A 24,681-nucleotide genomic window follows, 5' to 3' on the forward strand; every position below is an offset into this window, starting at 1 on the left:
CGTACCGCTCAGGGAGGAGGAGAAGATCATCCTTCGGCCGGAACTCCGGCTGGCCGCGAGCGGCTACGGTCGGGGCATGACCGATCACCAGCCGGCGCTGTCCCTTCGTGGCCTGGCCAAGCGGTTCGACAGCAAGGTCGCGGTGGCCGGGGTGGACCTGGACGTCCCGGCCGGGTCGTTCTACGGGCTGCTCGGCCCGAACGGCGCCGGCAAGACCACCACCCTCTCGATGGCCGTCGGCCTGCTGCGGCCCGACGCCGGCGAGGCCCGGGTGCTCGGGTACGACGTCTGGGGCGACCCGGTCCGCGCCAAGGGCCTGCTCGGCGTGATGCCGGACGGCGTACGCCTCTTCGACCGGCTGAGCGGGGCGGAGCTGCTGGCGTACCACGGTCTGTTGCGCGGCATGGACCCGGCGGTGGTCGACCAGCGGGCGGCGGAGCTGCTCGACGTGCTGGCGCTCACCGACGCGGGCCGGACCCTGGTGGTCGACTACTCGGCCGGCATGAAGAAGAAGATCGGCCTGGCCTGCGCGTTGCTGCACGGCCCCCGGCTGCTGGTGCTGGACGAGCCGTTCGAGGCGGTCGACCCGGTCTCGGCGGCGCTGATCCGCGACATCCTGCACCGGTACGTGGTGGGCGGCGGCACGGTCGTCTTCTCCAGTCACGTGATGGAGGTCGTCGAGCGGCTCTGCTCGCACGTGGCGATCCTGGCCGAGGGCACCATCAAGCGGGTCGGCACCCTCGCCGAGGTGCGCGGCGACCGGTCGCTGGAGGAGGTCTTCGTCGAGGTGGTCGGCGGACGGACCGCGACGGGTGAGGAACTGTCGTGGCTGTCCCGGTGACCGCGCCGGCCGGACCGGCCCGGCGGGTCTCCGCCCGGCACTTCGTACGCCTCAAGCTGCGGGTGCTCGGCAACAACTTCCGCGGCCAGGGCTGGCGGATCGCGCTCTTCGTGGCCGGCGTGCTGGTCGGGCTCTGGTTCGCCGCCACCGGCTTCTTCGCGCTGGCCGCGCCCGGCCTGGCCGGCGAGCCCCGGTACGCGCTGATGACCGCCGCCTTCGGCGGCGGGCTGCTGGTGCTCGGCTGGCTGCTGCTGCCGCTGGTCTTCTTCGGCGTCGACGAGACCCTCGACCCGGCCCGGTTCGCGCTGCTGCCGCTGAGCCGCCGCACCCTGGTCACCGGCCTCTACGTGGCCGCCCTGGTCAGCGTGCCCGCGCTGGCCGCCCTGCTGGCCATGTCCGGGCTGGTGGTCACCGCCGGGCTGCTCGGCGGCTGGTCCGCCGCGCTGGTCGAACTGGTCGGGGTGGTCGCCGGGCTGCTCCTCTGCGTCGCGGCGGCCCGCGCGGTGACCAGCGCGTTCGCCACCATGCTCCGGTCCCGCCGGGTACGCGACCTGGCGGCCGTGCTGCTGGCGGTGCTCGCCGCGCTGCTGGGCCCGTTGCAGATCGCGGTGCTGGCGGCGGTCCGCCAGGCCGACTGGGACCGGCTGACCGGAGTCGCCCGGGTGCTCGGCTGGACCCCGTTCGGCGCGCCCTGGACGGCGGGGATCGACCTGGCCGAGGGGCGGGTCTGGGCCGTACCGGTGAAGCTGCTGATCACGGCGGCGAGCATCGGCGCGTTGCTGCTCTGGTGGTCCCGCTCGCTGGAGACGGCGATGGTGGGCGCGGCCAGCGCCGGCCCGGCCCGGGACCGACGCGGCCCGGTCGGCGGCGCCGTCGCGCAGCTCTTCCCGCGCGCGGTCGGCTGGACCCGCCGGGACCGCTTCGGGGCGCTGGTCGCCCGCGAGTGCCGCTACTGGTGGCGGGACGCCCGCCGCCGGGCGAACCTGATCACCATCGCGGTGGTGGGCATCTTCGTGCCGTTGATGGTCAACCTGGGCGGCCCGCAGTTCGTCGACGAGGGCGGCGCAGCGTTCGACGACGCCGCCGCCAGTTCCTCGCCGGTGCTGGTCGGCCTCTCGATGCTCTTCGTCGGGGTGCTCGCCTCGGTCACCCTGGCCAACCAGTTCGGCTTCGACGGCAGCGCCTACGCGGCGAACGTCGTGGCCGGCGTGCCGGGCCGGCTGGAGCTGCGCGCCCGGATGACCGCCTTCGCGGTGTACGTGCTGCCGATGCTGGCGGTCGTCGCGGTCGTCCTGGCCGTGCTGCTGCGGCACCCTGGTTGGCTGGGCGTGATGGCCGGCACGCTGCTCGCCGCGTACGGGGCCGGGCTGGCGATCAACGGCTTCGTCTCGGTGCTGGGCGCGTACTCGCTGCCGGAGACGAGCAACCCGTTCGCGATGAACAGCGGCGCCGGGGTGGCGAAGGGTTTCCTCACCCTGCTGTCCATGCTCGCCTCGGCGGTGGCCGCCGCCCCGATGGTGGTGGCCGCGGCCCTGCTCGGCGACCTCTGGCTCTGGTTGGCCCTGCCCGTCGGCCTGGCTTACGGGTTGGGTGCGGCGCTGCTCGGGTCGTACCTGGCCGGCGAGGTGCTGGACCGGCGTCAGCCGGAGCTGCTGGCCACGGTCACGCCGCGTCGCTGACGCCGCTCGACTCGCCCGACCGGTCAGGCCGTCCGGCGCATGGCGGCGTAGATGTGGTGTCCCTCCCCGACGGCCACGATGTTGACCAGTTCCCAGCCGTAGTTCGACAGGTGCTCGACCGCCTCCATGAGCGGGGGGAAGGCGCTGCGGCTGAAGGTGTGGCGGGCCTTCAGGACGAGGTGCCGGTACGGATAGGCGCGCAGGTCGACCTGGCCGCCGAGGATGACCTCGACCTCGACCACCCGGTCCTGCGCGAGCTGCTGCGGCGACATGAACGACATGCGTGGCACGCTAGTCGGTCCACGCTCGGCGTACCCGCGCCGCCGCTCCCGGTCGATGGCGCGGGGTCGGGTGCCGGCGCTACCCGGTCAGCGGCGGTGCAGGAACGCGTAGAGGAAATGGTTGCGGCTGACGCCGGTCACGTTGACCAGCTCCCACCCGAACTGCCCCAGGTATTCCACGCCCTCCAGCAGCCGGGTGACGCCGCTGCCCGTCAGCCCCGGCTGGACCATCAGGGCGAGGTTCCGGTGCGGGTAGGTCCGCAGGTCCACCTCGTTGCGGGCCAACGCGTCGACGTCGAGGACCCGGGTCTGGGCGAGCTTCTGCGGTGTCAGGGGGGCCATGCCCGGCACGATAGGCGCTCCGCGCACCCGCCGTGTGGGCCGGCCGTCGGTGCGGTGGGCCCGGCCGGTGCGGGTGTGCGGTGGGCGGCTTGCGGGCGGCGACACAATGGGGCGATGCCAGTCGTCGAAGCGGTGACCACCGTGCCCGTGCCACCCGAGCTGGCGTTCGCCGTGTCGCAGACCGTCGCGCCGGTACGCTACCGCTGGGATCCGTTCGTCCGCGAGCAGCACTTCACCGACGGCGCCACCCGTCCGGGCAAGGGCGTCCGCACGTTCACCCGCTCCCGCCACGGCCTGGTGATGGTCAGCGAGTACGTCTCCTTCGCCCCGCCCAGCCGCGTCGGGATGAAGATGGTGCGCGGCCCCTGGTTCTTCGAGATGTTCGCCGGTGGCTGGCGCTTCGCGCCCGCCCCGGAGCCCGGCCACACGGTCGCCACCTGGCGCTACAACTTCCGCTGCCGCCCGGCGTTCCTGCGCCCGGTCGCGGACCGGATCGGGGTCTGGCTGCTCGGCCGGGACATCAACCGCCGCATCGCCGGCTACGCCGCCGGCTGCACCGACCCCGAGGTGCTGGCCGCCGCCCGCCGCTCCCTCACCCCCGACGGGACACGCGACCGGGCGTGATCGCCACGCCCGCGCTCACCCTGCCTGCCCCGCAAGGGCGGCGCTCGCCCTGCGCAAGATCGTGCTCGATCCGGGAAGCAGTGGCCTCGTAGGCGCTTGGCTTCAAGTGGTTGTTGCAACGGCTGGTGGGAGGGCACTGTTTCCCGGATCGAGCGTGATCTTCGGGTCAGAACTCAACGCATGGCCGGCCGAGCTGCACGAGCGCTTCCCGGGTGGAGCACGGGCGCGGGGCGGCACAATGTTTCACGTGAATCATGAGCCGGGCGCCGAGATCCACCACACCGACCCGTTCGCCGTGCCGGCCGGGCAGCGGTCACCCGTACGCCGGTTGCGCGGGCGGCTCGCCGCCCCGGTCACCCTCTGGACCGCTCCCGGGCCGGCCGGGCTGACCGTCTCGTCCACCCTGGTCGCCGAGGGCGAGCCGGACCGGCTGCTCGGGCTGATCGACCCGGAGGCCGACCTGTGGGCCGCGATCGAGGAGGCGGGCCGGTTCGCGGTCGCCCCGCTGGGGCCGCCGCACCGGCAGCTCGCCGATCGCTTCGCCGGCCTCTTCCCGTCCCCGGGTGGCCTCTTCGCCACCGGTTCGTGGACCGAGACCCCTTACGGCCCGGTGCCGTCCGACGCCGGCGGGTGGGCCGGTTGCCGCCTGGACACCGCCCGGGAGTACGGCTGGGGCCTGCTCGTGGAGGCCACCATCGAGGCCGTCGACCTGGCCGAGGAGTCCACGCCGCTGCTGCACTACCGGGGCCGCTACCGGGAGCTGACCGACTAGGCCGCCGCCCGCTGGGACGCCGCAACTCCACCAGGGTGACCTGCGGCGGTGCACCGACCCGGACCGGCGGACGACCAGGGCGTCCGGCGGCGTCGCCAACGGGCGACGACCGCTCAACGGAGTGATCCAGGTCACTCGGCGCAGCCCGGCGGCCGTTCGGCGCAGCCGTCGACCGCCTTCGATCCCGCTCTTCCCCGGCGGGGAGCGCGCTCTCTACCGTGCGCGAAACTCCCCACGCCTGTGAAGGTGGTGATCCACAGATGTCCACGGACACACCCGCGTCCGCGCCCGCCGAGTCGGCGGCGGAGCGGTACCTCGCCGTACAACGGTCGGACGAGTTCGCCGGGTTGCGGCGCGCGCTGCGCGGCTTCGTCTTCCCGATGACCGTCGCGTTCTTCCTGTGGTACGCGCTCTACGTGATCCTCTCCGCCTACGCGCGCGGCTTCATGGGCACGAAGCTCTTCGGCAACATCAACGTCGCCCTCGTCTTCGGCCTGCTCCAGTTCGTCTCGACGTTCGTGATCGCCTGGCTCTACTCGCGGTTCGCCGACCGGCGGATCGACCCGGTCGCCGACCGGATCCGCGCCGAGATCGGGGAGGTGACCCATGACCACGGTCCTCGCGGCTGAGGCGGGCGGCACCACCGCCCGGAACCTCACCATCACGCTCTTCCTGGTCTTCGTGGCGATCACGCTGGCCATCACCGTCTGGGCCAGCCGGCAGACGAAGACCGCCACCGACTTCTACGCCGGCGGCCGGTCCTTCTCCGGCTTCCAGAACGGCATGGCGATCGGCGGCGACTACATGTCGGCCGCGTCCTTCCTGGGCATCGCCGGGATCATCGCCCTCTACGGCTACGACGGCTTCCTCTACTCGATCGGCTTCCTGGTCGCCTGGCTGGTGGCGCTCCTGCTGGTGGCCGAACTGCTGCGCAACTCCGGCCGGTACACGATGGCCGACGTGCTGGCGTTCCGGATGCGCCAGCGTCCCGTCCGGACGGCCGCGGCGGTCTCCACCATCACCGTGTCGATCTTCTATCTGCTGGCCCAGATGGTCGGCGCGGGTGCGCTGGTCGCGCTCCTGCTCGGCATCAAGCCGGGCACCACCTTCCTCGGCATGGACGCCGACACGGCGAAGGTGGCCACGATCATCATGGTCGGCGCCCTGATGATCATCTACGTCACCGTGGGCGGCATGAAGGGCACCACGTACGTCCAGATCGTCAAGGCGTTCCTGCTGATGACCGGCGCGGTCGTGATGACCCTGCTGGTGCTGGCGAAGTACAAGTTCAACCTGTCGTCGCTGCTCGGCGACGCCGCCGCCGCGTCCGGCAAGGGGAGCAACTTCCTCGAACCCGGCCTGCGGTACGGCGTGGAGACGCCCGGGGACGCGCTGAAGACCTTCTACAGCAAGATGGACCTGCTGTCGCTCGGCATCGCGCTGGTGCTCGGCACCGCCGGCCTGCCGCACATCCTGATCCGCTTCTACACCGTGCCGACCGCCAGGGCGGCCCGCAAGAGCGTGCTCTGGGCGATCGGCATCATCGGCACCTTCTATCTGCTGACCCTGGCCCTCGGCTTCGGCGCGGCGGCGCTGGTGGGCGGCAAGGCGATCACCGCCCAGGACAAGGCCGGCAACACCGCCGCGCCGCAGCTCGCGGAGGTGCTCGGCAAGGACTTCCTCGGCGGCAACCTGGGCGGCGCGACCCTGCTGGCGATCATCGCGGCGGTCGCCTTCGCCACCATCCTGGCGGTGGTCGCCGGGCTGACCCTGGCCTCGTCGTCCAGCCTGGCGCACGACTTCTATGCCAACGTCATCAAGAACGGTCAGGCTTCCGAGCGGCAGGAGGTCCGGGTCGCCCGGATCTCCGCGCTGGTCATCGGCGCGGTCTCGATCGCGTTGTCGATCTATGCGCAGAGCCTGAACGTGGCCTTCCTGGTGGCGCTGGCCTTCGCGGTGGCCGCCTCGGGCAACCTGCCGGCGATCCTCTACAGCCTGTTCTGGCGCCGGTTCAACACCTCCGGCGCGGTCTGGGCGATCTATGGCGGGCTGCTCGCCGCGGTGGTGCTGGTCTTCTTCTCCCCGGTGGTGTCCGGGGCGCCGACGGCCATGTTCCCCGACCACGACTGGCACTGGTTCCCGCTGTCCAACCCGGGCATCATCTCCATCCCGTTCGGCTTCCTGTGTGGCTGGATCGGGACCCTGGTCTCCAAGGAGAACGACGCGGAGAAGTACGCGGAACTGGAGGTGCGCGCCCTGACCGGCGCCGGCGCCCACTGACGCCACACCCCTGGTGGGCCGGAGCCGCGAACGGCTCCGGCCCACCGGCCTGGGTAGGCTGACCGGCATGAAGGTAGAGCCCCGCTTCGGACCCGGACACCGAATCCTCGTCACCGGCGGCGGCGGCTTCGTGCCGTCGCACCTGGTCGACGCGCTCATCGCCCGCGGCTGCACCGTCGTGGTGCTGGACAACTTCGTCACGGGCTCCAAGGACAACGTCGCCCACCTGTTCGAGAGGCCGACCTTCACGCTGGTCGAGGCGGACATCTCTGAGGGCCTGCCGACCCACCCGGCGCTGACCGAGCGGTTCGACGCCATCCTGCACATGGCCTCCCCGGCCAGCCCCACCGACTTCGAGAAGCTGCCGGTGGAGATCCTCCGGGTCGGCTCGGTGGCCACCCTGCACCTGCTGGAGCGGGCCACCGCCGACGGCGCCCGGTTCCTGATGGCCTCCACCTCTGAGGCGTACGGGGACCCGAAGGAGCACCCGCAGCGGGAGACGTACTGGGGCAACGTCAACCCGATCGGCGTGCGGGCCGTCTACGACGAGGCGAAGCGCTTCTCGGAGGCGGCCACCATGGCCTACCACCGCAGCAAGGGCACGGACACCGCGATCGTGCGGATCTTCAACACGTACGGCCCGCGGATGCGCCCGGACGACGGTCGCGCCATTCCGACCTTCATCTCGCAGGCGCTGCGCGGCGAGCCGATCACCGTGCACGGCACCGGCAACCAGACCCGCTCGATCTGTTACGTCGACGACCTGGTGCGCGGCATCCTGCTGCTGCTGGACTCCACCGAGACCGGTCCGATCAACTGCGGCACCGAGCACGAGATGTCGATGCGGCAACTCGCCGAGACGATCGTGTCACTCACCGGAAGCACGTCCGAGGTGAGCTACATCACCCGCAGCGCGGACGACCCGGAGATGCGCCGCCCGGACCTCACCCTGGCCCGCGAACTGCTCGGATACGAGCCCACCGTGGCGCCCGAAGACGGCCTGGGACGCACGATCGGGTACTTCCGCGAGCGGCTAGGGTACTGAACCCGGCTGGCAGCACGCTGACACCGGGACGCGCCTGAGGGCGATGCTGGCCCCGGCGACCTACCCTCGGTGACATGTCAGCTAGCACCTCTGCCGGCGTCCCCCTCCCCCACCTGAACCGGAGCGCGGGTCGCGCCCAGGTCCCCGGCCCCGGCCGGGGCGCCTCCGGGCGCGCCCGCTCCGCCGAGGCGCAGTGGTACCCGTCGTACGACGAGGAGCCCCGCCGGGGCGGTCCCGGTGGCCCGGTCGGACCCATCGGTCCGGGCGGCCGTGGTCCGGGCGGGCGCGGCCCCCGCCCGCGGTGGGGACGGATCGGCCTGGTCGCGGGCATCGCGGTGCTGGTGCTGGCGCTGCTCGGGGGTGCCGGCGCCTGGTTCTACGCCCGCAACCTCAACGGCGACCTGGCCCGCACCGACCCGTTCTCCCAGATCACCGGGGGGCGGCCGGCCAAGACGGTCGACGGCGCGCTCAACATCCTGCTGGTCGGCAGCGACTCCCGGGACCCGGACGCCCCGGTGGAGAGCGCCGGCAAGTGGCGCGCGGACACGCTGATCGTCATGCACATCCCGGCCGACCACAAGCACGCCTACCTGGTCTCCATCCCGCGTGACCTGTACGTGCCGATTCCGGAGAACGCTGGCGCCTCCTGCGACACCGACCGGCGGGCCAAGGTCAACGCCGCGTTCGCCTTCGGCGGTCTGCCGCTGGCGGTGAAGACCGTGGAGTGCTTCAGCGACGTGCGGATCGACCACGTGATGGCGATCGACTTCGCCGGGTTCAAGCAGGTCACCGACGCGTTGGGCGGGGTCGACCTGAAGGTCGAGCGGAGCATCACCTCGATCCACAAGCCGTACCGGAAGTTCGCCAAGGGCGTGAACCACATGGACGGCGCGGAGGCGCTGGACTGGATCCGGCAGCGCAAGCAGTTCCCCGAGGGCGACTTCGCCCGGATGCGCCACCAGCAGGAATTCCTCAAGGCGCTGATGGACAAGGCGGCGAGCACCGACACATTGACCAACCCCCGGAAGCTGAACGATTTCCTGAAGTCGGTCACCGACGCCGCGACCGTGGACCAGGGATTCTCGGTGGTCGACATGGCGGTGCAGTTCCGCAGCCTGCGGGGCCAGGACCTGACCTTCATCACCAACCCCAACGTCGGCAGCCAGACCATCAACGGCGAGTCGGTGGTGGTCTCCGACCGGGAGAAGGCGCTGGCGATGTACAAGGCGATGTCGGGGGACACGATGGCCGACTGGGTCAAGGCCAACCAGCCGAGCGACGGCAACTGACGCCGGCACCTCCGGAACACGCCGCCGGTCGGCGGTCAAGCTCGTCCCATGGCGAGCCAACCGCCGACCGGATGCTTTCAATTGGCCGTTCGGGCAATTCACGTCGACGACTGCCGGGACAAGCGGGAATAGCCGGACAAGGAGGTCGCCAGAACGGGAACCGGTACGTACAGTGGTCCCGCCCCCCGATCACGAGCTGGAGCACGCATGCCGGTTCAGACCAGCCGTCGCCCACAGTCACTGGAACCCGGCGCACCCGGCCGGGTGCCGCCGATCATCCCCACCCAGCCGGGCGCCGGCGGTCGGGGGACCGGTGGCGCCAAGAAGAAGCGCCGCAAGGATCCGCTCTGGGCTCGACTGACGCTGATCTTCGGCGCGGTGCTGATGATGACCAGCGGCCTCGCCATCGTCGGCAGCAAGGCGGTGATCGGTCAGGCCACCGGCAACATCGCCCAGCGCAACCTGCTCGGTGACGCCGGCAAGACCGACGCCGAGGGCGGCAACAGCCTCGACGGCCCGATCGACATGCTGCTGCTCGGCGTCGACGCCCGGGCCCGCTGGGCCGCCGACGACGTCCGCTCGGACACCATCATCATCCTGCACATCCCGGCCAGCCACGACCAGGCGTACCTGATCTCGATCCCCCGGGACACCGAGGCGCAGATCCCGGCGTTCGAGAAGAGCGGCTACAAGGGTGGCACCGACAAGATCAACGCAGCCTTCCAGGCCGGCGCCCGCAACGGCGGCGGCTGGGAGGGCGGCGCGCAGCTGATGGCCAAGACCATCAAGAAGATGACCGGGATCAGCTTCGACGGCGCCGCGATCATCAACTTCGGCGGCTTCAAGAACGTCATCGACGCCCTCGGCACCGTCCGGATCTGCGTCAGCCACGAGGTCCCCTCGCACCACATGTCGATCGTCGACGGCAAGCCGATGTGGAACGCCGACGCGAAGAAGACCGGCAAGCCGATGAAGCCGGTGGTGCACAAGAAGGGCTGCAAGGAGATGGAGGGCTGGGAGGCGCTCGACTACGCCCGCCAGCGCTACGGCCTGCCGAACAGCGACTACGACCGCCAGCAGAACCAGCAGCAGCTGATCAAGGCGATGGCGAAGAAGGCCACCGAGAGCGGCACGCTGAGCAACCCGATCAAGCTGAACGCGCTGATCAAGGCGGCCGGCAAGGCCTTCGTCCTGGACACCGGCGGGGTGCCGATCGACGACTTCATCTACACGATGAAGGGTGTCAACGGCAACGACCTCACCACGCTGCGCACCAACGGCGGCACGTACGCCACGGCGGCCAGCGGCCGGGAATCGCTCAACGAGCTGAGCATGGAGATGTTCCGGGCGGTCAAGGAGGACAAGCTCGCCGAGTTCGTGGTGGCCAACCCGAGCGTCCTGTCCACGCGTAAGTGACCTCGCGCTCCGGCGGCTGCGGCGAAAGCGGCACCGCCGGGCGGCGCGGACCGTAGCCTGACGTGAGCGGGTCTCACGTCACGGCTGCGGGGAGGGTGCCACGTCCAGGCCAGCACGGCGTACACCCGGGCGGGGTCGACCCGCCCGCTGGTCCCGCTGGTTGCTCGGCGTCGGGCTGGTGCTCGTCCTGCTGGCGGGCGTCGCCGTGGCCGGGCTGCACTGGCTGACCGGCCGCTACGACCGCACGGTGGTCAAGGAACAGCTCCTCGACCCGATCGCCCGCACCCGCCGCACCGACCTCGCCGGCCCGCTCAACTATCTGCTGATCGGCTCCGACCACCGGCCCGGGGCCGACGCCGACGACCAGCGCTCCGACACCGTGCTCATCGTGCACGTGCCGGCCGGCACGGAACAGGCGTACCTGATCTCGGTCCCGCGCGACCTGCTGGTCGCCATCCCGCCCGCCGGCGACTGGGGCGGCGGCCCGGACAAGATCAATGCCGCGTACGAGCACGGCGGCGGCGGTGCCGGCGGTGCCCGCCTGCTCTCGGCCACCCTGGCCCGGCTCACCGGGATCCGCTTCGACGGGGCCGCCCTGGTCGACTTCTCCGGCTTCAAACAGGTGATCGACCTGCTGGGCGGCATCCGGATGTGCGTGGACACCCAGGTCCGGTCCATCCACACGAAGACCCTGTTCACCCCCGGCTGCCAGCAGATGGACGGCGCCCGGGCGCTGGACTACGTCCGCCAGCGCTACGACCTGCCCGGCGGGGACTACGACCGGCAGCGGCACCAGCAGCAGATGCTCCGCGCCGTGCTGGACAAGGCCGGTCAGACCCACCTGCGCAACGACCCGGTGAAGCTCGACCGGGTGCTGCGGGCGGTGGGCGGCTCGCTGACCGTGGACACCAACGGCGTACCCCTGGAGGACCTGGTGCTCGCGTTCCGCTCGCTGCCCGCGGACGCGCTGCGGGGGGTGCAGGTGCCGTCCTATCCGCAGACCATCGACGGGGTCTCCTACGTGGTGCTCGACAACGGCGGCGGCGGGCTCTTCGAGGCCGTCCGTGGTGCCCGGCTGGCGGACTGGGCCGGGGCCAACCCCCGCTGGGTCACCCGGCTCTGACCGTCGGGGCACCCGGCCCGGGAGCACTGTCCGGCTGGGCAGGGGCCGCGCGCCCGGTGTGCTCATCTGGTCAATGCGCCGCACAGACGACGAAGAAGACACTCAAGGCATCCCATCATCGTTCCGAAAGGGGTGCCATGTCCGTCTCACTCCGCACGCGCCGGGCGCTGACCGCGCTCTTCGCGGCCCTGCTGGGGGCGCTGACCCTCGCCAGCGTCGCCTCCCCGGCCGCCGCCGCCCCCGCCACCATCCAGGGCGACCGGATGATCATGAACTACACGGACATCTGGGGGGCCCACGAGGTCGGCTGGTACGACTACAAGCTCTCCCTGGACTTCGTCAACAACCGGCCCAGCGTGTACGGCTCGATCCTGGCGATCCAGCCGTACAACGGGTGGAACGCCGTCGGCTACGGCAGCCAGACGCTGGTCCAGTGCACCAACGGCCTCTGGAGCGGCTCGTACTACTTCTCCCGCTGCTACGTGAAGGCGAAGATGGAGAAGCCGGGCAACGTGGTCGGCAGCATCAGCGGTAGCTACAAGGGCGTCACCTTCAGCGGTGGGTACGACTCCGGCAGCGGCCGGTCGTACATGTTCTTCACCGGTGAGGTCACCGTCCGCCGGGACAGCTGGGGCTCGCCCTACACGGTCTGCTACGTGTACGGCAACGCCCGCTGCGTGAACTACATGGTCTGATCCGGACCGTCTGCCGGGTCGGCTCACCGCCGGCCCGGCACCCGGCGTTCAGGGCGCGGTCCGGCGGAGCCGCCGTGCACAGAGCGCGGCATTGAGCACCAGGGAGCCCCGGGCGGTGGTCGGCGAGTGGCCGGTCAGCTCGGAGATCCGGTGCAGCCGCAGTTGCAGGGTCCGCCGGTGCAGGAACAGCGCCCGGGCCGAGCGGGTCCGGTCGAAGTCGTTGGCGAAGAACGTCTCGAGCGTCTCGATCAGGTCGGGACGACCGTCGAGGCCGTCCAGCACACCGGCGAGCCGGTCCGCCGCCGAACCGGCACCCACCACGGTCGATTCCAGCACCACGTCGGTCAGGGTGTGCACCCGGGCGACCGCGCCGGTGGCCACCGCCAGTCTCGCCACCAGCCCCGCCTCGGCACGCGCGCGGGGCACCTCGGCGCGGGTCGGGGCCCAGGCCCGGCCGGCGGTCGCCTCGACTGCGTCCCGGGCGAGCACGTCGACGAGCTGCTGCGCGGACGCCTCCACCACCCGCCGCCGCGCCGCGACGTCCCCTACCGCCGACACGCCGAAGAGGAACACCTGCTGGCCGGCCTCGACCAGGTGCAGGACCCCACCGGGCGGCGGACGGTCGGCCGGCCCGCCACGGACCACCAGCACGAGGAAGGAGGCCGGCAGGGTGAGACCGGCACTGGCGGCGAGCGCGTCGACGTGGCGCCCGGCGAGCAGAGCCTCCGCCAGCATGCGCCGGACCCGGACGGTGCCGAACTGTTCGCGGAGCTGCCCGCAGTATCCCCGGCTGACCGCCGCCAGGGTGGCCGGCAGGTGCTGGTGCAGCCAGCTGCTCAGGTGGAGCAACTCCTCGGTGCCGGTCTCGTCGATCAGCGACCACAGGGTCTGCAGGCTGACGTTCACGCACACCCGGACCCCGAACTCCAGCGGGCCGGCCGGTATGCCGAGCGCGGCGGCGTGCCCACCAGCCCGGGCGAGGAGATCGAGGTCGGCCGGCGTCCACGGTTCGCCGGCCGCCGCCCGGCGCAGCGCCCGACGGAGGAACACCCGTACCAGGCGTCCGGGCGAGTGCCGGGGCCGTACCGGCCGGCCGGCCGGGGCCGGGAACTCGCCGGCCAGCGCGTGATCGACGGCGGACGCGGCCTGCCCGACATGTCGCACCAGGGCCGAGGAATGGCGTGGCGCACGCGACAAGGCTTTCCCTCCCAGGTCGTCACCATCAGTAACTTGGAGCGTTCAAAGACGTACGCTCCGTACTGAGTGCAGTGTCGAAGACGGTGGATGCCCCTGCAACGCTTAGCCCGGAGCTGCAAGCGGGATGAAAGCGGGGCGCCGCCACGCCCGGTTGCGACCACCCCTCCGGGTGGGCATCATGATTCACGTGCATCGATGCAGAGGCTCGCCGGTGGGAGGCCCTCGGGAACACGGCCGGCTGCTCGGTGGCGTCGGTTGGGAGGTCGCCGGCACCCCGCTGCCGATCAGCGGACGACAGCGGCGTCTCCTGCTGGGCCTGCTCATGCTCCACGCGCCCGCGGTCGTACCGGTCTCCCGGATCGCGACCGCCCTCTGGCCCGGCCGGGACCCCGCCGACGCCCGACCCGCCGTCCACGTGCAGCTGCACCGGCTCCGGCGGGCACTGCCCGCGCTCGACCTGCCGGGCGGACGGATCCCCGCCGACCAGAGCGGCTACGCGCTACGCCTGGACGGGCTGGACCTCGACGTGCTCGTCTTCCGGCAACACCACCACGACGCCCTCCGGATGGTGGACGAGGGCCGCCCCGACCTCGCGCTGAACCTCCTCCGGGAGGCCCTCGGCCGGTGGACCGGCCACCCGCTCGGCAGCCTCCACCCGCAGGCCTCGGGCTGGCCGGAGGTGGCGGCGCTCGAGGACGCCCGCGAGCGCGCGCGGGAAACCCTGGTCGACCTGGAGATCGCGCTCGGCAGACCGGCCGCGGCGCTCCCGGTGCTGCGGAAGGCCGTCGCCGAACACCCGGAGCACGAAGGCTTCCAGCGACGGCTGGTGCAGGCCCTCACCGAATGCGGCCGCCACGAGGAGGCGGTCGACGCCTACCGGGCGTACCGGTCCCGGAGGGGCGCGATCCCCGGCGGGGAACCCGGCCCCGCACCGTGGAGCCCGCGCCGCACGTACCAGGGCCGCACCCCCGCCCCGGCGGTACGCCCGACTCCGTCGGCACCGGCCGACCCGCACCCGGCGGCCCGGCACGCGCTGCTCCGCGCCGCCGACTTCGCCGAGCGGACGGGTGGGCACGGACAGGCCCAGGAGTGCCTGGCAGCCGTGCTCGCCACCACCGCGCCCGACGAACCGGAACGCCCCCGACTCCTGGTACGCCTCGCGGACCAGCGGGCCCGGGACAGCGGCGAGGGCGTGAGCGAGGCACGGGAGGCGCTACGGATCTTCACCCATCGGGGCGACCTCGCCGGCATCGCCGAGGCACGGCTGCTCCTCGCCCGGATCGCCTGGTGCCGCAGTGACCGGCGCGCGGCGCTCGACGCCGTGGCCCCAGCCCGTCAGGTGCTCGCCGCGCGACCCCAGGTGACCTGGCCGGTGCCGCTGGTCGCCTCGCTGGTCGGCCTGCTCGCGGTCACCGGGCAGCCGGACGAGGCCGTCGGCCGGGCGGACGCGGCGCTGCGCTCCGGCGAGCGGACGCCCGCGCCACGCGATCGCAGCCGCCTGCTCAGCAACCGGGGCATCGCCCGGCTGGACCTCGGCGACCCGGGCGGGTCCGGCGACTGCCTGGACGCCATGACGTCTCACGAGCGCAGCGCCGGCTGGACGCCCGTCGTGCTCTCGGTGAACGCCATGGACGCGGTGGCCGGCCTGGGCGACCTCGCCCGGTACGCCCGGATCCTCGCCCGGGCCCGCGCCACCGCCGAGACCCGGGGCTGCACCCAGGACCTGCGCTACCTGGACGCCGCCCGCGCCTGGTGCACCTTCTGGTCGGGGGACCCGGCCGACGCGGAGCGACAGGTCCAGCACTGGCTGGCCCACGAGGACCGGCACTTCCTGACCGACCAGTGCCTCTATCTGGACGGCCGGCTGAAGCTGCTCCGGGGCAACAGGAGCGGGGCGGCGCAGGCCCTGGAACGGCTCACCGAGCAGAGCCGCCGGGGCGTCCGCTGGCAGGCCCGGGTCTATGCGGCGGTGCTCGCGGCAGCGCTCGCCACCGGGCGGAACCGTCCGACGCGCGGGGTGCCCGCCCTGGTCGAGGAGGCCATCGGCGTCGTCGGGACCGCCTTCCTGCCGCCCGAACTCGGCGTGGACCTGCCGATCCTGATGCGGATCGCCGGGGTGCCCGCGACCGCGCTCGCCCGGGTCGCGCCGAGTCCCTGGCGGAGCGCGGCCGAGGCGTACCTGAGCGGGAACCGCCACCAGGCGGCGCAGCGGTACCGGGTGATCGGCTCGCGTACCGACCTGGCGGGCTGCCGACGGCGGGTCGAACTGCCACCCCGGACCGCCGCCGCACGCCGGTCGTCCCACTAGGCTTGTCCCCGTGTTCGGACCCCAGATTCCCAGCGTGCCCGCGTCGGCCGTGCCCGACGACAGCTACCTGCTCGACGTCCGGGAGGACGACGAGTGGACCGCCGGCCACGCCCCCGGTGCCCACCACCTGCCGATGACCGAGCTGCCCGGCCGGCTCGCCGAGGTGCCGAACGACCACGAGGTGTCGGTCATCTGCCGCTCCGGCGGCCGCTCCGCGCAGGTCGTGGCCTATCTGCTGCGCAACGGCTGGGAACAGGTGCGCAACGTCGACGGCGGGATGGGCGAGTGGGCCGCCGCCGGTCGACCGGTGGTCACCGACGACGGACAGCCGGGCCGGGTCGCGTAACGGCCGACCGGCATGGGCGACCCCCTGGTCTTCGCACACCGCGGCTCGTCGTACGACCTGCCCGAGCACACCCTCGCCGCCTACCTGCGCGCCCTGGACGAGGGTGCCGACGGGCTGGAGTGCGACGTCCGGCTCACCCGGGACGGGCACCTGGTCTGCGTGCACGACCGCCGGCTGGACCGGACCAGCAACGGTCACGGGCTGGTCAGCGCGCGTACCCTCGCCGAGCTGGAGACCCTCGACTTCGGCTCCTGGCACCCCGGCGCGGTGCCGGCCGAGGGCGACGAGGTGCTGGACGACACGCACACCCGGCTGCTCACCCTGGAGCGGCTGCTCGACGCCGTACTGGCCGCCGGCCGGCCGGTCCGGCTGCTGGTGGAGACGAAACACCCCACCCGGTACGGCCGGGACGTGGAGCGGCGGCTGGTGGCCCTGCTGCGCCGCTACGGGCTCGCCGAGCCCGGCCCCGACGACCCGGTACGGGTCACCGTGATGTCCTTCTCGCCGCTCGCCGTCCGGCGGGTGCGCGAACTCGCCCCGGCCCTGCCGACGGTGCTGCTGCTGGAGGTGCTGCCGCGCTGGCTGCGGCTGGGCCGGCTGCCCTTCGGCACCCGGATCGCCGGGCCGGGGATCGCGCTGCTGCGGGCCCGTCCGCAGCTCGTACCCGCGCTCCGGGCCGCCGGCAACCAGGTCTACGTCTGGACGGTGAACGAGCCCGACGACCTGGCGTTGGTCCTCGACGCCGGGGTGGACGGCGTGATCACCGACCGGCCCGCGCGGACGCTGGCCCGGCTGGGCCGCTGAGCGGGCCCCGCGCCGCCCGGTCCGACCCGCCCCGATGGCCGGCCCGGTCCGAACCGCGCGACGGTCGGCCCGGCCCGGACGGTGGTCGACCCGGGCCGGACGGGCGGGGGTGTCCCGTGGACCGGTCGGCGGGGCACACTCGGGACATGCCGGAGCAGACCGATTTCGCCGCCCTCATCGCCGGCCACACCAGCGTGATCAAGATGATCAACTGCGGTGAGTCCGGCCTGCCGGTGCTCACCCGCCTGCTCAGGGTGGTCCAGCCGGCGATCGGTGCGGCCAGCCTCGCCTTCGTGGAGTTCGCGCCCACCGGCGGGCGGGTGATCGCCGCCACCGGCGGCGCCGAATGGACCATCGGCCGGCCGCTGCCCGCCACCGACCCGGCCACCGTCTGCCTCCTCTCCGGGCCACCGGTCCGCGAGGTGTCGGTGGACCGCATCCCCGGAGCGCTCGCCGGCGAGGTGGCCGGCCGGGGTCTGCGTCGCATGATCGTGGCCCGCGCCGAGATCGGCGGCCTCACCGTCGGCAGCCTGCACGCGCTCTATCCCGACGGCGACCCGCTCGACAGCTCCCAGGCCGCCGTCCTGGGCTACGTCGCCTCCTGCATCGCCCACATGTACGGCGACCAGACCGGCCTGCCGGTGCACGGCGACGGCCCGGTCGTCGCGGCGCTCGCCGACGGGTTGGCCGTGGTCGACCGGGAGCACCACGTACGGCTCTGGAACCCGGCCGCCGCGCTGGTCACCGGCCGCCCCACCGGTGAGGCGATCAACCGGCCGCTGCCCTTCCCGCTGCCGGAGTCCGGGCAGGTGCTCGACCACCGGCTGCCGGACGGCCGCTGGCTGCGGATCACCTCCGGCGAGCTGCCCGGTCCGGGCGCGCTGCGGGTGGTCACCTTCCGGGACATCACCGACCAGCAGCGGCGCGACCTCGACCGCGACCTCTTCGTCGCGGTGACCAGCCACGAGCTGCGCACCCCGGTCACCGTCATCAAGGGGTACGCGGACACCCTCACCGACCACTGGAACTCGCTCGGCGACGACGACCGGCGGCAGGCGGCCCGGATCATCGGCCAGCGCGCCAACGAACTGGCCCGGCTGGTGGACCGACTGCTCACGGCGGCCACCGAGCACCGGCCCGGCAACGAACCGGCCGCCCCCTTCGACCTCGCCGACGCGCTCCGCGCCGCGGTGGTCGACCTGCCCGCGGATGTCCGGCACCGGATCGTCCTCGACCTTCCCGACGACCTGGCCAAGGCGCTCGGCGACCGGCACAGCCTGGCCACCGTGCTGACCGAGCTGAGCACCAACGCCGGGAAGTACTCGCTGCCGGACACCCCGATCGAGGTGACCGCCGAGGCGAACGAGCGGACGGTCTCCTTCCGGGTCGCCGACCGCGGCATCGGCATCCGCCCGGAGCACGTGGAACGGGCGTTCGACCGGTTCTGGCAGGGCGAGTCGGGCGACCGGCGGCGCTATCCGGGGGCCGGACTCGGTCTCTATCTCGTCCGGCAGATCGTTGAACAACAGAATGGCTGGGTATCCCTTCGACCGAGGACCGGTGGCGGTACGGTCGCAGAGGTGCGGCTGCCACGGGCCTGACCTGACCCGGACAGCGGGGCGAGAAGGGACGGCGGTGTCGACCGAGTCGACGGAGCGTTCGTGGTGCGTGGTGGTGCCACACCACGCGACCGGTGCGCGCCTCGCCCGGCACCGGCTCGCCGACGAGCTGGCCGACGTCGTACCCCCGGCCCTGCTGGCCGACCTGGTCGCGGTCCTCGCCGAGCTGGTCGGCAACGCGGTTCGGCACGCCGACCCGCTGCCCGGCGGGGTGGTCCGGGTGGCCTGGCGGTTGCGCCCGACGCCCGACGGGCCGTGCGTCCAGCTCCGGGTCACCGACGGCGGTGCCCCCTCCGGCCCCCGGATGCGGGCGGCCAGCCCGGACGCCGTCGACGGGCGCGGCCTGCACATCGTCTCCGGCCTGGCCAGCCGCTGGGGCGTCGAGCGGGACGGCCTCGGACAGAGCGTCTGGGCCGAGTTCGACCCCGCCGGTACGCCCCGACCCGACCTGGTCCCGGCCGGCTGACACCTGGTCCCGCCCGGCCGGGCGGTCGCCGGGGCGGGTCGTCCCCACCCGGCGCCGGCCGAGCTCTAGGCTGTCTCGCCATGAGCGAGCGCAGCGAGCGAATCATCAGGCACCGTGCAATGGAGCCTCGTGCGGGTGCCGAGCGGAGCGAGGCGACCGCATGAGCAAGCGTCGGAAGAACCAGCAGGCCGCCGGAGCCGTACCGAAGCGGGAGAAGGTGCGCGACGTCTTCGTGCCCCGCCCGTTCGAGGGGCTGGTGGACGAGCCGGAGTGGATCGCGCTGCGCGAGCTGGTCCCGGCCGCCTCCGCGCCGCTGCGGCTGACCCCCGAGCTGACCGAGGAGTACGGCGACCGCCCGGTCACCCTGGCCACCGTGCTGCCGATGGCCGCCCCGGCGATGGCCAAGGCGGACGGCCGGGTCTTCGTCGGCCTCCAGCGGCACCAGCAGTCCGGGGACGTCTCCCGGGACCTGGCCGAGGCGCTGCTCTGCGCGCTGCGTACCGAGCCGGGTGGCCAGGTGAGCGTGCCGCCGCTGCCCGGCCCGGGACCGCGTCTGCAGGACGTGCTGGTGGACGGCCCGCTGGAGATCAGCATGCACGACGGGTTCGACTTCTGGCTGGATCCGGGGGCGACCGACGACCCGACCGTGCAGGCGTCGCTGGAGCGGGCCAACGCGGCGGTCTACCCGACCGTACGGTTGGCGGCGGCCCGGGCCGCGTACTGGTGCCAGGTGCCGGAGAAGGCGCACGTGCGCTGGGTGCTGCCGGAGGACGAGGACACCGCGCTGGACACGCTGTCCCGGCTGAGCGCGGCCGGCACGCTGACCCTCGGCGAGCGGACCCGCTTCGCGGGCATGTTCCGGGCGCACGGCCGGCTGGTCCCGGTCTGGGACCTGCCCGAGGACGTCCCGGCGACCGAGTGGGAGGCCCCGGTGGCCGCCTTCGCCGAGCGGTACGCCGCCGCGCTGAAGGAGACCGACCCGCTGGACGCCGCGGGCCGCCGGGCCCGCCAGGGCCTCGTCGGTCGCCAGCTCACCCTCCGCTGACCCCGGATGCAAGCAGGGGCCCCCTCTTAACGCCTGGTGTTAACAGGGGGCCCCTGTACAACGTCCGGCGTTAACAAGGGGCCCCTCCTTCAACCGCCGAGCGGGTCGCGGACGAGGGGGCAGGACATGCAGCGCGGGCCGCCCCGGCCGGAACCGAGCTCGGAGCCGGCGATCGGGATGACCTCGATGCCGGCCCGCTCCAACTGGGCGTTGGTCTCCACGTTGCGTTCGTAGCCGACGCAGAGCCGCGGCGCGAGGGCGAGGGTGTTGTTGCCGTCGTCCCACTGCTCGCGTTCGGCGGTGACCGGGTCGAGCCCGGTGTCGATCACCCGGAGCTGGTCCAGGCCCATCGCGTCGGCCGCCGCCCGCAGGAAGGGCGCCGGGCCGTCGACCCGCGGGTCGTCGCCGTCCGCGCCGGCCACCACGGTGTACGCCGACAGCGTGCTGGCGATGTTCGGGTACATCAGCACGGCGTCCACGTCGACCATGGTGCAGACGGTGTCCAGGTGCATGGTGGCTCGTTCCTGGGCGATCGGGACCACCAGGATGGTGTGCGCGAGGCCGGCGGCGAAGACCTGCCGGGCGAGGCGTTCCGCGCCGGCCGGGGTGGTCCGCTCGCCCACCCCGACGGCGAGTACGCCCGGCGCGAGCAGCAGCACGTCGCCACCCTCCAGGTGCTCCAGTTCGGGGTGGTAGACGAACCCGGTGCCGGCGAAGCGGGGGTGGTGGCGGTAGATCGCGTCGGTCAGTGTGGTCTCCCGGCGGCGGGCCGGCATGGCGAGGCTGGTCACCCCGACCCGGTCGCCGATCCAGACCGAGGAGTCCCGGGTGAAGAGCAGGTTGGGCAGCGGGTCGATGACGAAGTCGTGCCGGTCCATCAGCGTCCAGACCAGACCGCCCGGCCGGTCGCGGCCGAGCCGCAGCTCCTCGTGGGCGAGCCCGGCGGTCAGCACGTCGGCGAGGGCCACCGGGTCGAGGTAGGCGAGGTGGTCGGAGACCCGGCGGCGGAGGGTGTCGCCGAGCCGGGGCGAGCGGAGCACGAGGTCGACGAGTTCGGCCCGGGCGTCGGGGACGGCGAGCGTCTCGGCGAGCAGGGTGGCCAGATAGAGCACCTCGACGCCCCGGCTGCGCAGCTCGCCGGCGAAGGCGTCGTGCTCCTCCTGCGCCCGTCCCACCCATGGGATAGCGTCGAAGAGGAGCGAGTCGTTGTTGCGGGGGGTGAGTCGGGCGAGTTCGGGCCCCGGGCGGTGCAGCAGCACCGTGCGGAGTCGGGCGACCTCGCTGTCCACGAAGTGGGTCACCTTCGCAGCGTAGGGCAGGCGTGAGCACCATTCGAGAAAAGAACAGCGGATGAATATGGCATTCATCCGCACTCATTCCGGCGCTCCAACTTGCCGAACACCGGGGTCGGCAACGTAGGGTAGTGGAGACATAACTTCGAGGGACCTTTTGCCGGAGGTCGCGATGACTGTCTTTCCCGCTCGTCGAGCCGTACCCACGCGGGCACTGCCGCCCGCCTCGGTGCCGCACCCCCGGGTCGAGCCCACCTCGGTGCTCGAACCGGCCCGACCCACTCCACTGGAGTGGGCTCGTCGTCGTCGCGCCGAACGGGGTGCCCGCCGGCTGGAGGCGGCCGGTGCGCGCGCCCTCGGTCAGCTCGACCACCTCGGGCCCGGGTGGCACGTCATCGAGTGGCCCCGCACGGACATGGCCGACGTCCTGCTCGACCGTGGCCAGGAGGAGCGCGCCGGGTTCCTCGCCATCGGCCCGAGCGGGCTCTTCGCGGTCACCATCGCCGACCACGGCCGGGCCCGGGTGCTCGTCGCCGGCGACGTCGTGCAGATCAACGGGAAGCGTCCGCCCTATGTGGCCGAGGCCCGCCGGGACGCGAAGCGGGCCAGCAAGGCCCTCTCCGACGCGGTCGGTCTGCAGATCCCGGTGACGCCGGTGCTGACCTTCGTCGGCTCCGGCGTGATCAGCGTCTACGGCCTGCCCAAGGACTGCCTGATGGCCACCCACCGGGAGCTGGACCGCCTGCTCGTCGCCGGGGGCAACCGGATCAGCCCGGCCACCGCCGAGAAGCTGTCCCGGGTCGCCCAGCACCCCGGGACGTGGCTCAACGGCACGTACCGTCCATCCGCCGACTACCGGTGGTACGACGAGGGCCGAACGGCCGCTGACAAGCGGGCCGCCCGCCGGTAACGTCTCCGACGACGCCACGCGGTCGCCGAACCCGCCCCGGCGGTGCCGTCGGTCCGCGCCGTCACCGGCGCACGCGCCGCAGCACCCCTGGTGGGCGGGCAGCTCACCGGGAGCGGCGGCCGGTGGCACCAGCTCGGTCGTCGCGGTGACCGGCTAGCGTGGACAGACCGTCGGTGCATATAGGAGGCGCGGTGGCCCACGTCGAACTGTCGCTCTCGGAAGTGTTCGTGCCCGCGGCACGGACACCGGCAGAGCACGAGTTCGACAGTGTCGGGCAGTGGTCCCACACGGTCTCCCACGCCGCCGAGCCCTGCCTGCTGATCGACGCCGACACCACCGTGGTGGCGATCTCGTCGTCCGGCTGCGAGCTGCTCTGCCTGGGCGACCCGGAGGACGTGATCGGCCGGCCGTTGCTGGACGGCGGGCTGCGCCTGGTCGACTTCACCGCCTACAGCAGCGAGCTGACCGAGCAGGAGTCCGACAAGATCCCCCCGCTGCTCGCCCTGCACTCCGGGCGGCTGGCCCGTGGGCTGCTGCGGGTCCGCGAACCGGACACCGACGCCCCGGGCACCACCGTCGACGCGATCTCCACGCCGGTGCTGGCCGACGGCGACGTCGCCGGTTCGCTCACCTTTTTCTCGAAGGTCTGACCAGCAGGGACGGTCGGTGACCCCGACTGTGTCCACAGGCGAGCTTCACCTCGCCCGGCGATCCTCCTACGATGGGCTCGGCCACCCGGCCGCAACCATGCCTGTCGATGCGAGGATCGGATCGTGCCGCCCACCGCACCGCGTCCCGCCGGTCCGCGCCGGCTCGCCGCCCCGGTCGCGCTGCTCGTCGTACTGCCCCTCACCGCCTGCGGCACCCCGCCGGAACTGCGGCAACCCCCACCCTCGGCGGCGGTCGCCCCGACCGCCAGCGGCTCGCCCGTGCCGGTCACGCCGAGCGTCGCGCCGACCACCCCGGGCGCCCCACGGCCCGTACCCACCCCCGCCGACCTGGTCGCCACCCGATGCACCGACGGGCCGTCGGGGAACCGGGTGGCCCGGCTGCTGCGCGGTCCGGACGGGATCCTGCCCGCAGCGGTACGGGTCACCGTCCGGACCGGGCCGCTCTGCGCCGGCGAATGGCAGTACACCGTGCTGGCGGTGACCGGGCACGAGGAGCTCCAGGTGGTCACCCGGGGCCGGTCGGCGGCACTGGAGCTGGTCACCGCCGGTACGGACGTCTGCGGGGTGCAGGTACGCGCCGTCGCGCCGCCCGGCATCCGGACCTTGGCCTGCGACGGCACGCCGGGTGCGTAGGCTGGTCGGCATGCCGGGAACACCGCCGACCCGCTTCGTCTACCTCGGGCCCGAGGGCACCTTCGCCGAGCAGGCGCTGCGTACCGTCTCCGCCGCCGAGCGTGGTTCCCGTACGCCCGCCCGCAGTGTCGGCGAGGCGCTGGACAGCGTACGGGTGGGGGACGCGGACGCGGCCCTGGTGCCGCTGGAGAACTCGATCGGCGGTGCCGTCGGGGTCACCCTCGACGAGATGATCGAGGGGGAACCCCTGGTCATCACCCGCGAGGTGATCCTGCCGGTGGAGTTCGTGCTGGCCGCCCGCGCGGGCACGTCGCTCGCCGACGTCCGGGGCGTGGCCGCCCACCCGCAGGCGTCCACCCAGTGCCGGGGCTGGCTGCGCGACCACCTGCCCGACGCGACCGTGGTCGACGTGCTCTCCAACGGCGCGGCGGCGGCCGGTGCCGCGACCGGCGAGTACGACGCGGCGATCTGCGCCCCGATCGGGGCGTCCCGACACCGGCTCACCGTGCTCGCCGAGAAGATCGCCGACCACCCGGACGCGGTGACCCGCTTCGCGCTGGTGTCCCGCCCCGGCCCGCCCCCGCCCCCCACCGGGGACGACGTCACCTCGCTGGCGATCTACATCGCCCACGACCGGGTGGGTGCCCTGCTGTCGGTGCTGATGGAGCTGGCCGTCCGGGGGGTCAACATGTCCCGGATCGAGTCCCGCCCGACCGGCGAGGCCCTCGGCCGGTACGTCTTCTTCCTCGACTGCACCGGTCACGTCGCCGACGTCCGACTGGGTGAGGCGTTGCAGGGGCTGCGCCGGGTCTGCGCGGACGTCCGCTTCCTGGGGTCGTACCCCCGGCACCGCTGGAGTGCGGCGGCGGCCGAACGGCCGGTCCCCGCACCGGCCGGCCTCTCCGACGTCGACTACGCCGACGCGGCGGCCTGGGTGACCCGACTGCGCGCCGGTGAGCTGAGCTGACGGTGCGCGGGCGCCCCACCCCGGGCGCCCGCGCAC

At 73.0% G+C, this 24,681-nt stretch carries 25 protein-coding genes; 21 read left to right on the forward strand and 4 right to left on the reverse strand.

All coding sequences use genetic code 11. The features are described 5' to 3' along the window. Window positions 1–76: 76 nt before the first annotated feature. Both MRQ36_RS12250 and MRQ36_RS12255 read left to right on the forward strand, forming a co-directional pair. Window positions 77–841 (forward strand): ABC transporter ATP-binding protein, encoded by a 765-nt coding sequence (locus MRQ36_RS12250; protein ID WP_242795160.1) that lies wholly within the window; start codon window positions 77–79, stop codon window positions 839–841. Further along, the gene (locus tag MRQ36_RS12255) at window positions 826–2,520 is read left to right on the forward strand and encodes an ABC transporter permease (protein WP_242795162.1); all 1,695 of its coding nucleotides are present in this window, start codon (window positions 826–828) and stop codon (window positions 2,518–2,520) included. Before MRQ36_RS12250 ends, MRQ36_RS12255 begins: the two co-directional genes overlap by 16 nt. Window positions 2,521–2,543: 23 nt before the next feature. Here MRQ36_RS12255 and MRQ36_RS12260 read toward each other — a convergent pair whose 3' ends face one another. Further along, on the reverse strand, window positions 2,544–2,801 hold the full coding sequence (locus MRQ36_RS12260) for a hypothetical protein (RefSeq protein ID WP_242795164.1): 258 nt from the start codon (window positions 2,799–2,801) through the stop codon (window positions 2,544–2,546). 87 nt (window positions 2,802–2,888) lie between these two features. Further along, the gene (locus tag MRQ36_RS12265; protein ID WP_242795172.1) at window positions 2,889–3,143 is read right to left on the reverse strand and encodes a hypothetical protein; all 255 of its coding nucleotides are present in this window, start codon (window positions 3,141–3,143) and stop codon (window positions 2,889–2,891) included. A 114-nt stretch (window positions 3,144–3,257) separates the two neighbouring features. On the opposite strand from MRQ36_RS12265, the gene MRQ36_RS12270 reads away from it, so the two are divergent. The 9 genes from MRQ36_RS12270 (at window position 3,258) to MRQ36_RS12310 (ending at window position 12,387) form a co-directional block, all read left to right on the forward strand. Next, window positions 3,258–3,767, forward strand: a complete 510-nt coding sequence (locus MRQ36_RS12270) for an SRPBCC family protein (protein WP_242795174.1) — start codon at window positions 3,258–3,260, stop codon at window positions 3,765–3,767. Between the two features lie 136 nt (window positions 3,768–3,903). Further along, window positions 3,904–4,539, forward strand: coding sequence for a flavin reductase family protein (locus tag MRQ36_RS12275; protein ID WP_242801044.1), 636 nt, complete (start codon window positions 3,904–3,906; stop codon window positions 4,537–4,539). Window positions 4,540–4,799: 260 nt separating this feature from the next. After that, complete coding sequence (locus tag MRQ36_RS12280) at window positions 4,800–5,168, forward strand: DUF485 domain-containing protein (protein WP_242795175.1); 369 nt, start codon at window positions 4,800–4,802, stop codon at window positions 5,166–5,168. Then, window positions 5,146–6,819 carry a cation acetate symporter gene (locus tag MRQ36_RS12285; protein WP_242795176.1) on the forward strand — a complete coding sequence of 558 codons (1,674 nt, stop codon included), beginning with the start codon at window positions 5,146–5,148 and terminating at the stop codon, window positions 6,817–6,819. Before MRQ36_RS12280 ends, MRQ36_RS12285 begins: the two co-directional genes overlap by 23 nt. 67 nt (window positions 6,820–6,886) lie before the next feature. Further along, entirely contained in the window at window positions 6,887–7,864 is a 978-nt protein-coding gene (locus MRQ36_RS12290; protein ID WP_242795177.1) for an NAD-dependent epimerase/dehydratase family protein, read from the forward strand. Window positions 7,865–7,938: 74 nt separating this feature from the next. Continuing rightward, window positions 7,939–9,153 carry an LCP family protein gene (locus MRQ36_RS12295; RefSeq protein ID WP_242795178.1) on the forward strand — a complete coding sequence of 405 codons (1,215 nt, stop codon included), beginning with the start codon at window positions 7,939–7,941 and terminating at the stop codon, window positions 9,151–9,153. Window positions 9,154–9,360: 207 nt separating this feature from the next. Continuing rightward, window positions 9,361–10,569, forward strand: coding sequence for an LCP family protein (locus MRQ36_RS12300; RefSeq protein WP_242795179.1), 1,209 nt, complete (start codon window positions 9,361–9,363; stop codon window positions 10,567–10,569). Between the two features lie 187 nt (window positions 10,570–10,756). Further along, window positions 10,757–11,692, forward strand: coding sequence for an LCP family protein (locus tag MRQ36_RS12305; RefSeq protein ID WP_242801046.1), 936 nt, complete (start codon window positions 10,757–10,759; stop codon window positions 11,690–11,692). 137 nt (window positions 11,693–11,829) lie between these two features. After that, a complete protein-coding gene (locus MRQ36_RS12310) occupies window positions 11,830–12,387 on the forward strand; it encodes a hypothetical protein (RefSeq protein WP_242795181.1) in 558 nt (185 codons plus the stop codon). Window positions 12,388–12,435: 48 nt separating this feature from the next. Here the strand turns inward: MRQ36_RS12310 and MRQ36_RS33885 are convergent, their stop codons facing one another. Further along, window positions 12,436–13,551: a CdaR family transcriptional regulator gene (locus MRQ36_RS33885; protein ID WP_242795182.1), complete on the reverse strand. Its 1,116-nt coding sequence runs from the start codon at window positions 13,549–13,551 to the stop codon at window positions 12,436–12,438. Between the two features lie 244 nt (window positions 13,552–13,795). Here MRQ36_RS33885 and MRQ36_RS12320 point away from each other — a divergent pair, with 244 nt between their 5' ends. The 6 genes from MRQ36_RS12320 (at window position 13,796) to MRQ36_RS12345 (ending at window position 20,172) form a co-directional block, all read left to right on the forward strand. Beyond that, window positions 13,796–15,892: an AfsR/SARP family transcriptional regulator gene (locus tag MRQ36_RS12320; protein WP_242795183.1), complete on the forward strand. Its 2,097-nt coding sequence runs from the start codon at window positions 13,796–13,798 to the stop codon at window positions 15,890–15,892. Window positions 15,893–15,902: 10 nt separating this feature from the next. Next, window positions 15,903–16,238 carry a rhodanese-like domain-containing protein gene (locus tag MRQ36_RS12325; RefSeq protein WP_242795185.1) on the forward strand — a complete coding sequence of 112 codons (336 nt, stop codon included), beginning with the start codon at window positions 15,903–15,905 and terminating at the stop codon, window positions 16,236–16,238. 12 nt (window positions 16,239–16,250) lie between these two features. Further along, complete coding sequence (locus MRQ36_RS12330; protein ID WP_242795187.1) at window positions 16,251–17,042, forward strand: glycerophosphodiester phosphodiesterase family protein; 792 nt, start codon at window positions 16,251–16,253, stop codon at window positions 17,040–17,042. Between the two features lie 146 nt (window positions 17,043–17,188). Further along, on the forward strand, window positions 17,189–18,643 hold the full coding sequence (locus MRQ36_RS12335) for a PAS domain-containing sensor histidine kinase (RefSeq protein WP_242795189.1): 1,455 nt from the start codon (window positions 17,189–17,191) through the stop codon (window positions 18,641–18,643). A gap of 67 nt (window positions 18,644–18,710) precedes the next feature. Next, window positions 18,711–19,127 (forward strand): ATP-binding protein, encoded by a 417-nt coding sequence (locus MRQ36_RS12340; RefSeq protein WP_374251117.1) that lies wholly within the window; start codon window positions 18,711–18,713, stop codon window positions 19,125–19,127. Between the two features lie 160 nt (window positions 19,128–19,287). Continuing rightward, window positions 19,288–20,172, forward strand: a complete 885-nt coding sequence (locus MRQ36_RS12345; protein ID WP_242795191.1) for a DUF5926 family protein — start codon at window positions 19,288–19,290, stop codon at window positions 20,170–20,172. An 89-nt stretch (window positions 20,173–20,261) separates the two neighbouring features. Here MRQ36_RS12345 and MRQ36_RS12350 read toward each other — a convergent pair whose 3' ends face one another. Then, entirely contained in the window at window positions 20,262–21,473 is a 1,212-nt protein-coding gene (locus tag MRQ36_RS12350; protein ID WP_242795193.1) for an arginine deiminase, read from the reverse strand. A gap of 163 nt (window positions 21,474–21,636) precedes the next feature. Between MRQ36_RS12350 and MRQ36_RS12355 the strand changes: the two genes are divergently transcribed. The 4 genes from MRQ36_RS12355 to pheA all read left to right on the forward strand — a co-directional run bounded on the left by MRQ36_RS12355 (window position 21,637) and on the right by pheA (window position 24,645). Continuing rightward, a complete protein-coding gene (locus MRQ36_RS12355) occupies window positions 21,637–22,374 on the forward strand; it encodes a hypothetical protein (RefSeq protein WP_242795195.1) in 738 nt (245 codons plus the stop codon). Between the two features lie 191 nt (window positions 22,375–22,565). Continuing rightward, the gene (locus tag MRQ36_RS12360; protein WP_242795196.1) at window positions 22,566–23,024 is read left to right on the forward strand and encodes a PAS domain-containing protein; all 459 of its coding nucleotides are present in this window, start codon (window positions 22,566–22,568) and stop codon (window positions 23,022–23,024) included. A gap of 123 nt (window positions 23,025–23,147) precedes the next feature. Further along, window positions 23,148–23,678 carry a hypothetical protein gene (locus MRQ36_RS12365; protein ID WP_242795197.1) on the forward strand — a complete coding sequence of 177 codons (531 nt, stop codon included), beginning with the start codon at window positions 23,148–23,150 and terminating at the stop codon, window positions 23,676–23,678. A gap of 10 nt (window positions 23,679–23,688) precedes the next feature. Further along, on the forward strand, window positions 23,689–24,645 hold the full coding sequence (pheA, locus tag MRQ36_RS12370; RefSeq protein WP_242795198.1) for a prephenate dehydratase: 957 nt from the start codon (window positions 23,689–23,691) through the stop codon (window positions 24,643–24,645). Window positions 24,646–24,681 lie beyond the last annotated feature (36 nt).

The organism is Micromonospora sp. R77 (assembly GCF_022747945.1).
Lineage (GTDB): Bacteria > Actinomycetota > Actinomycetes > Mycobacteriales > Micromonosporaceae > Micromonospora.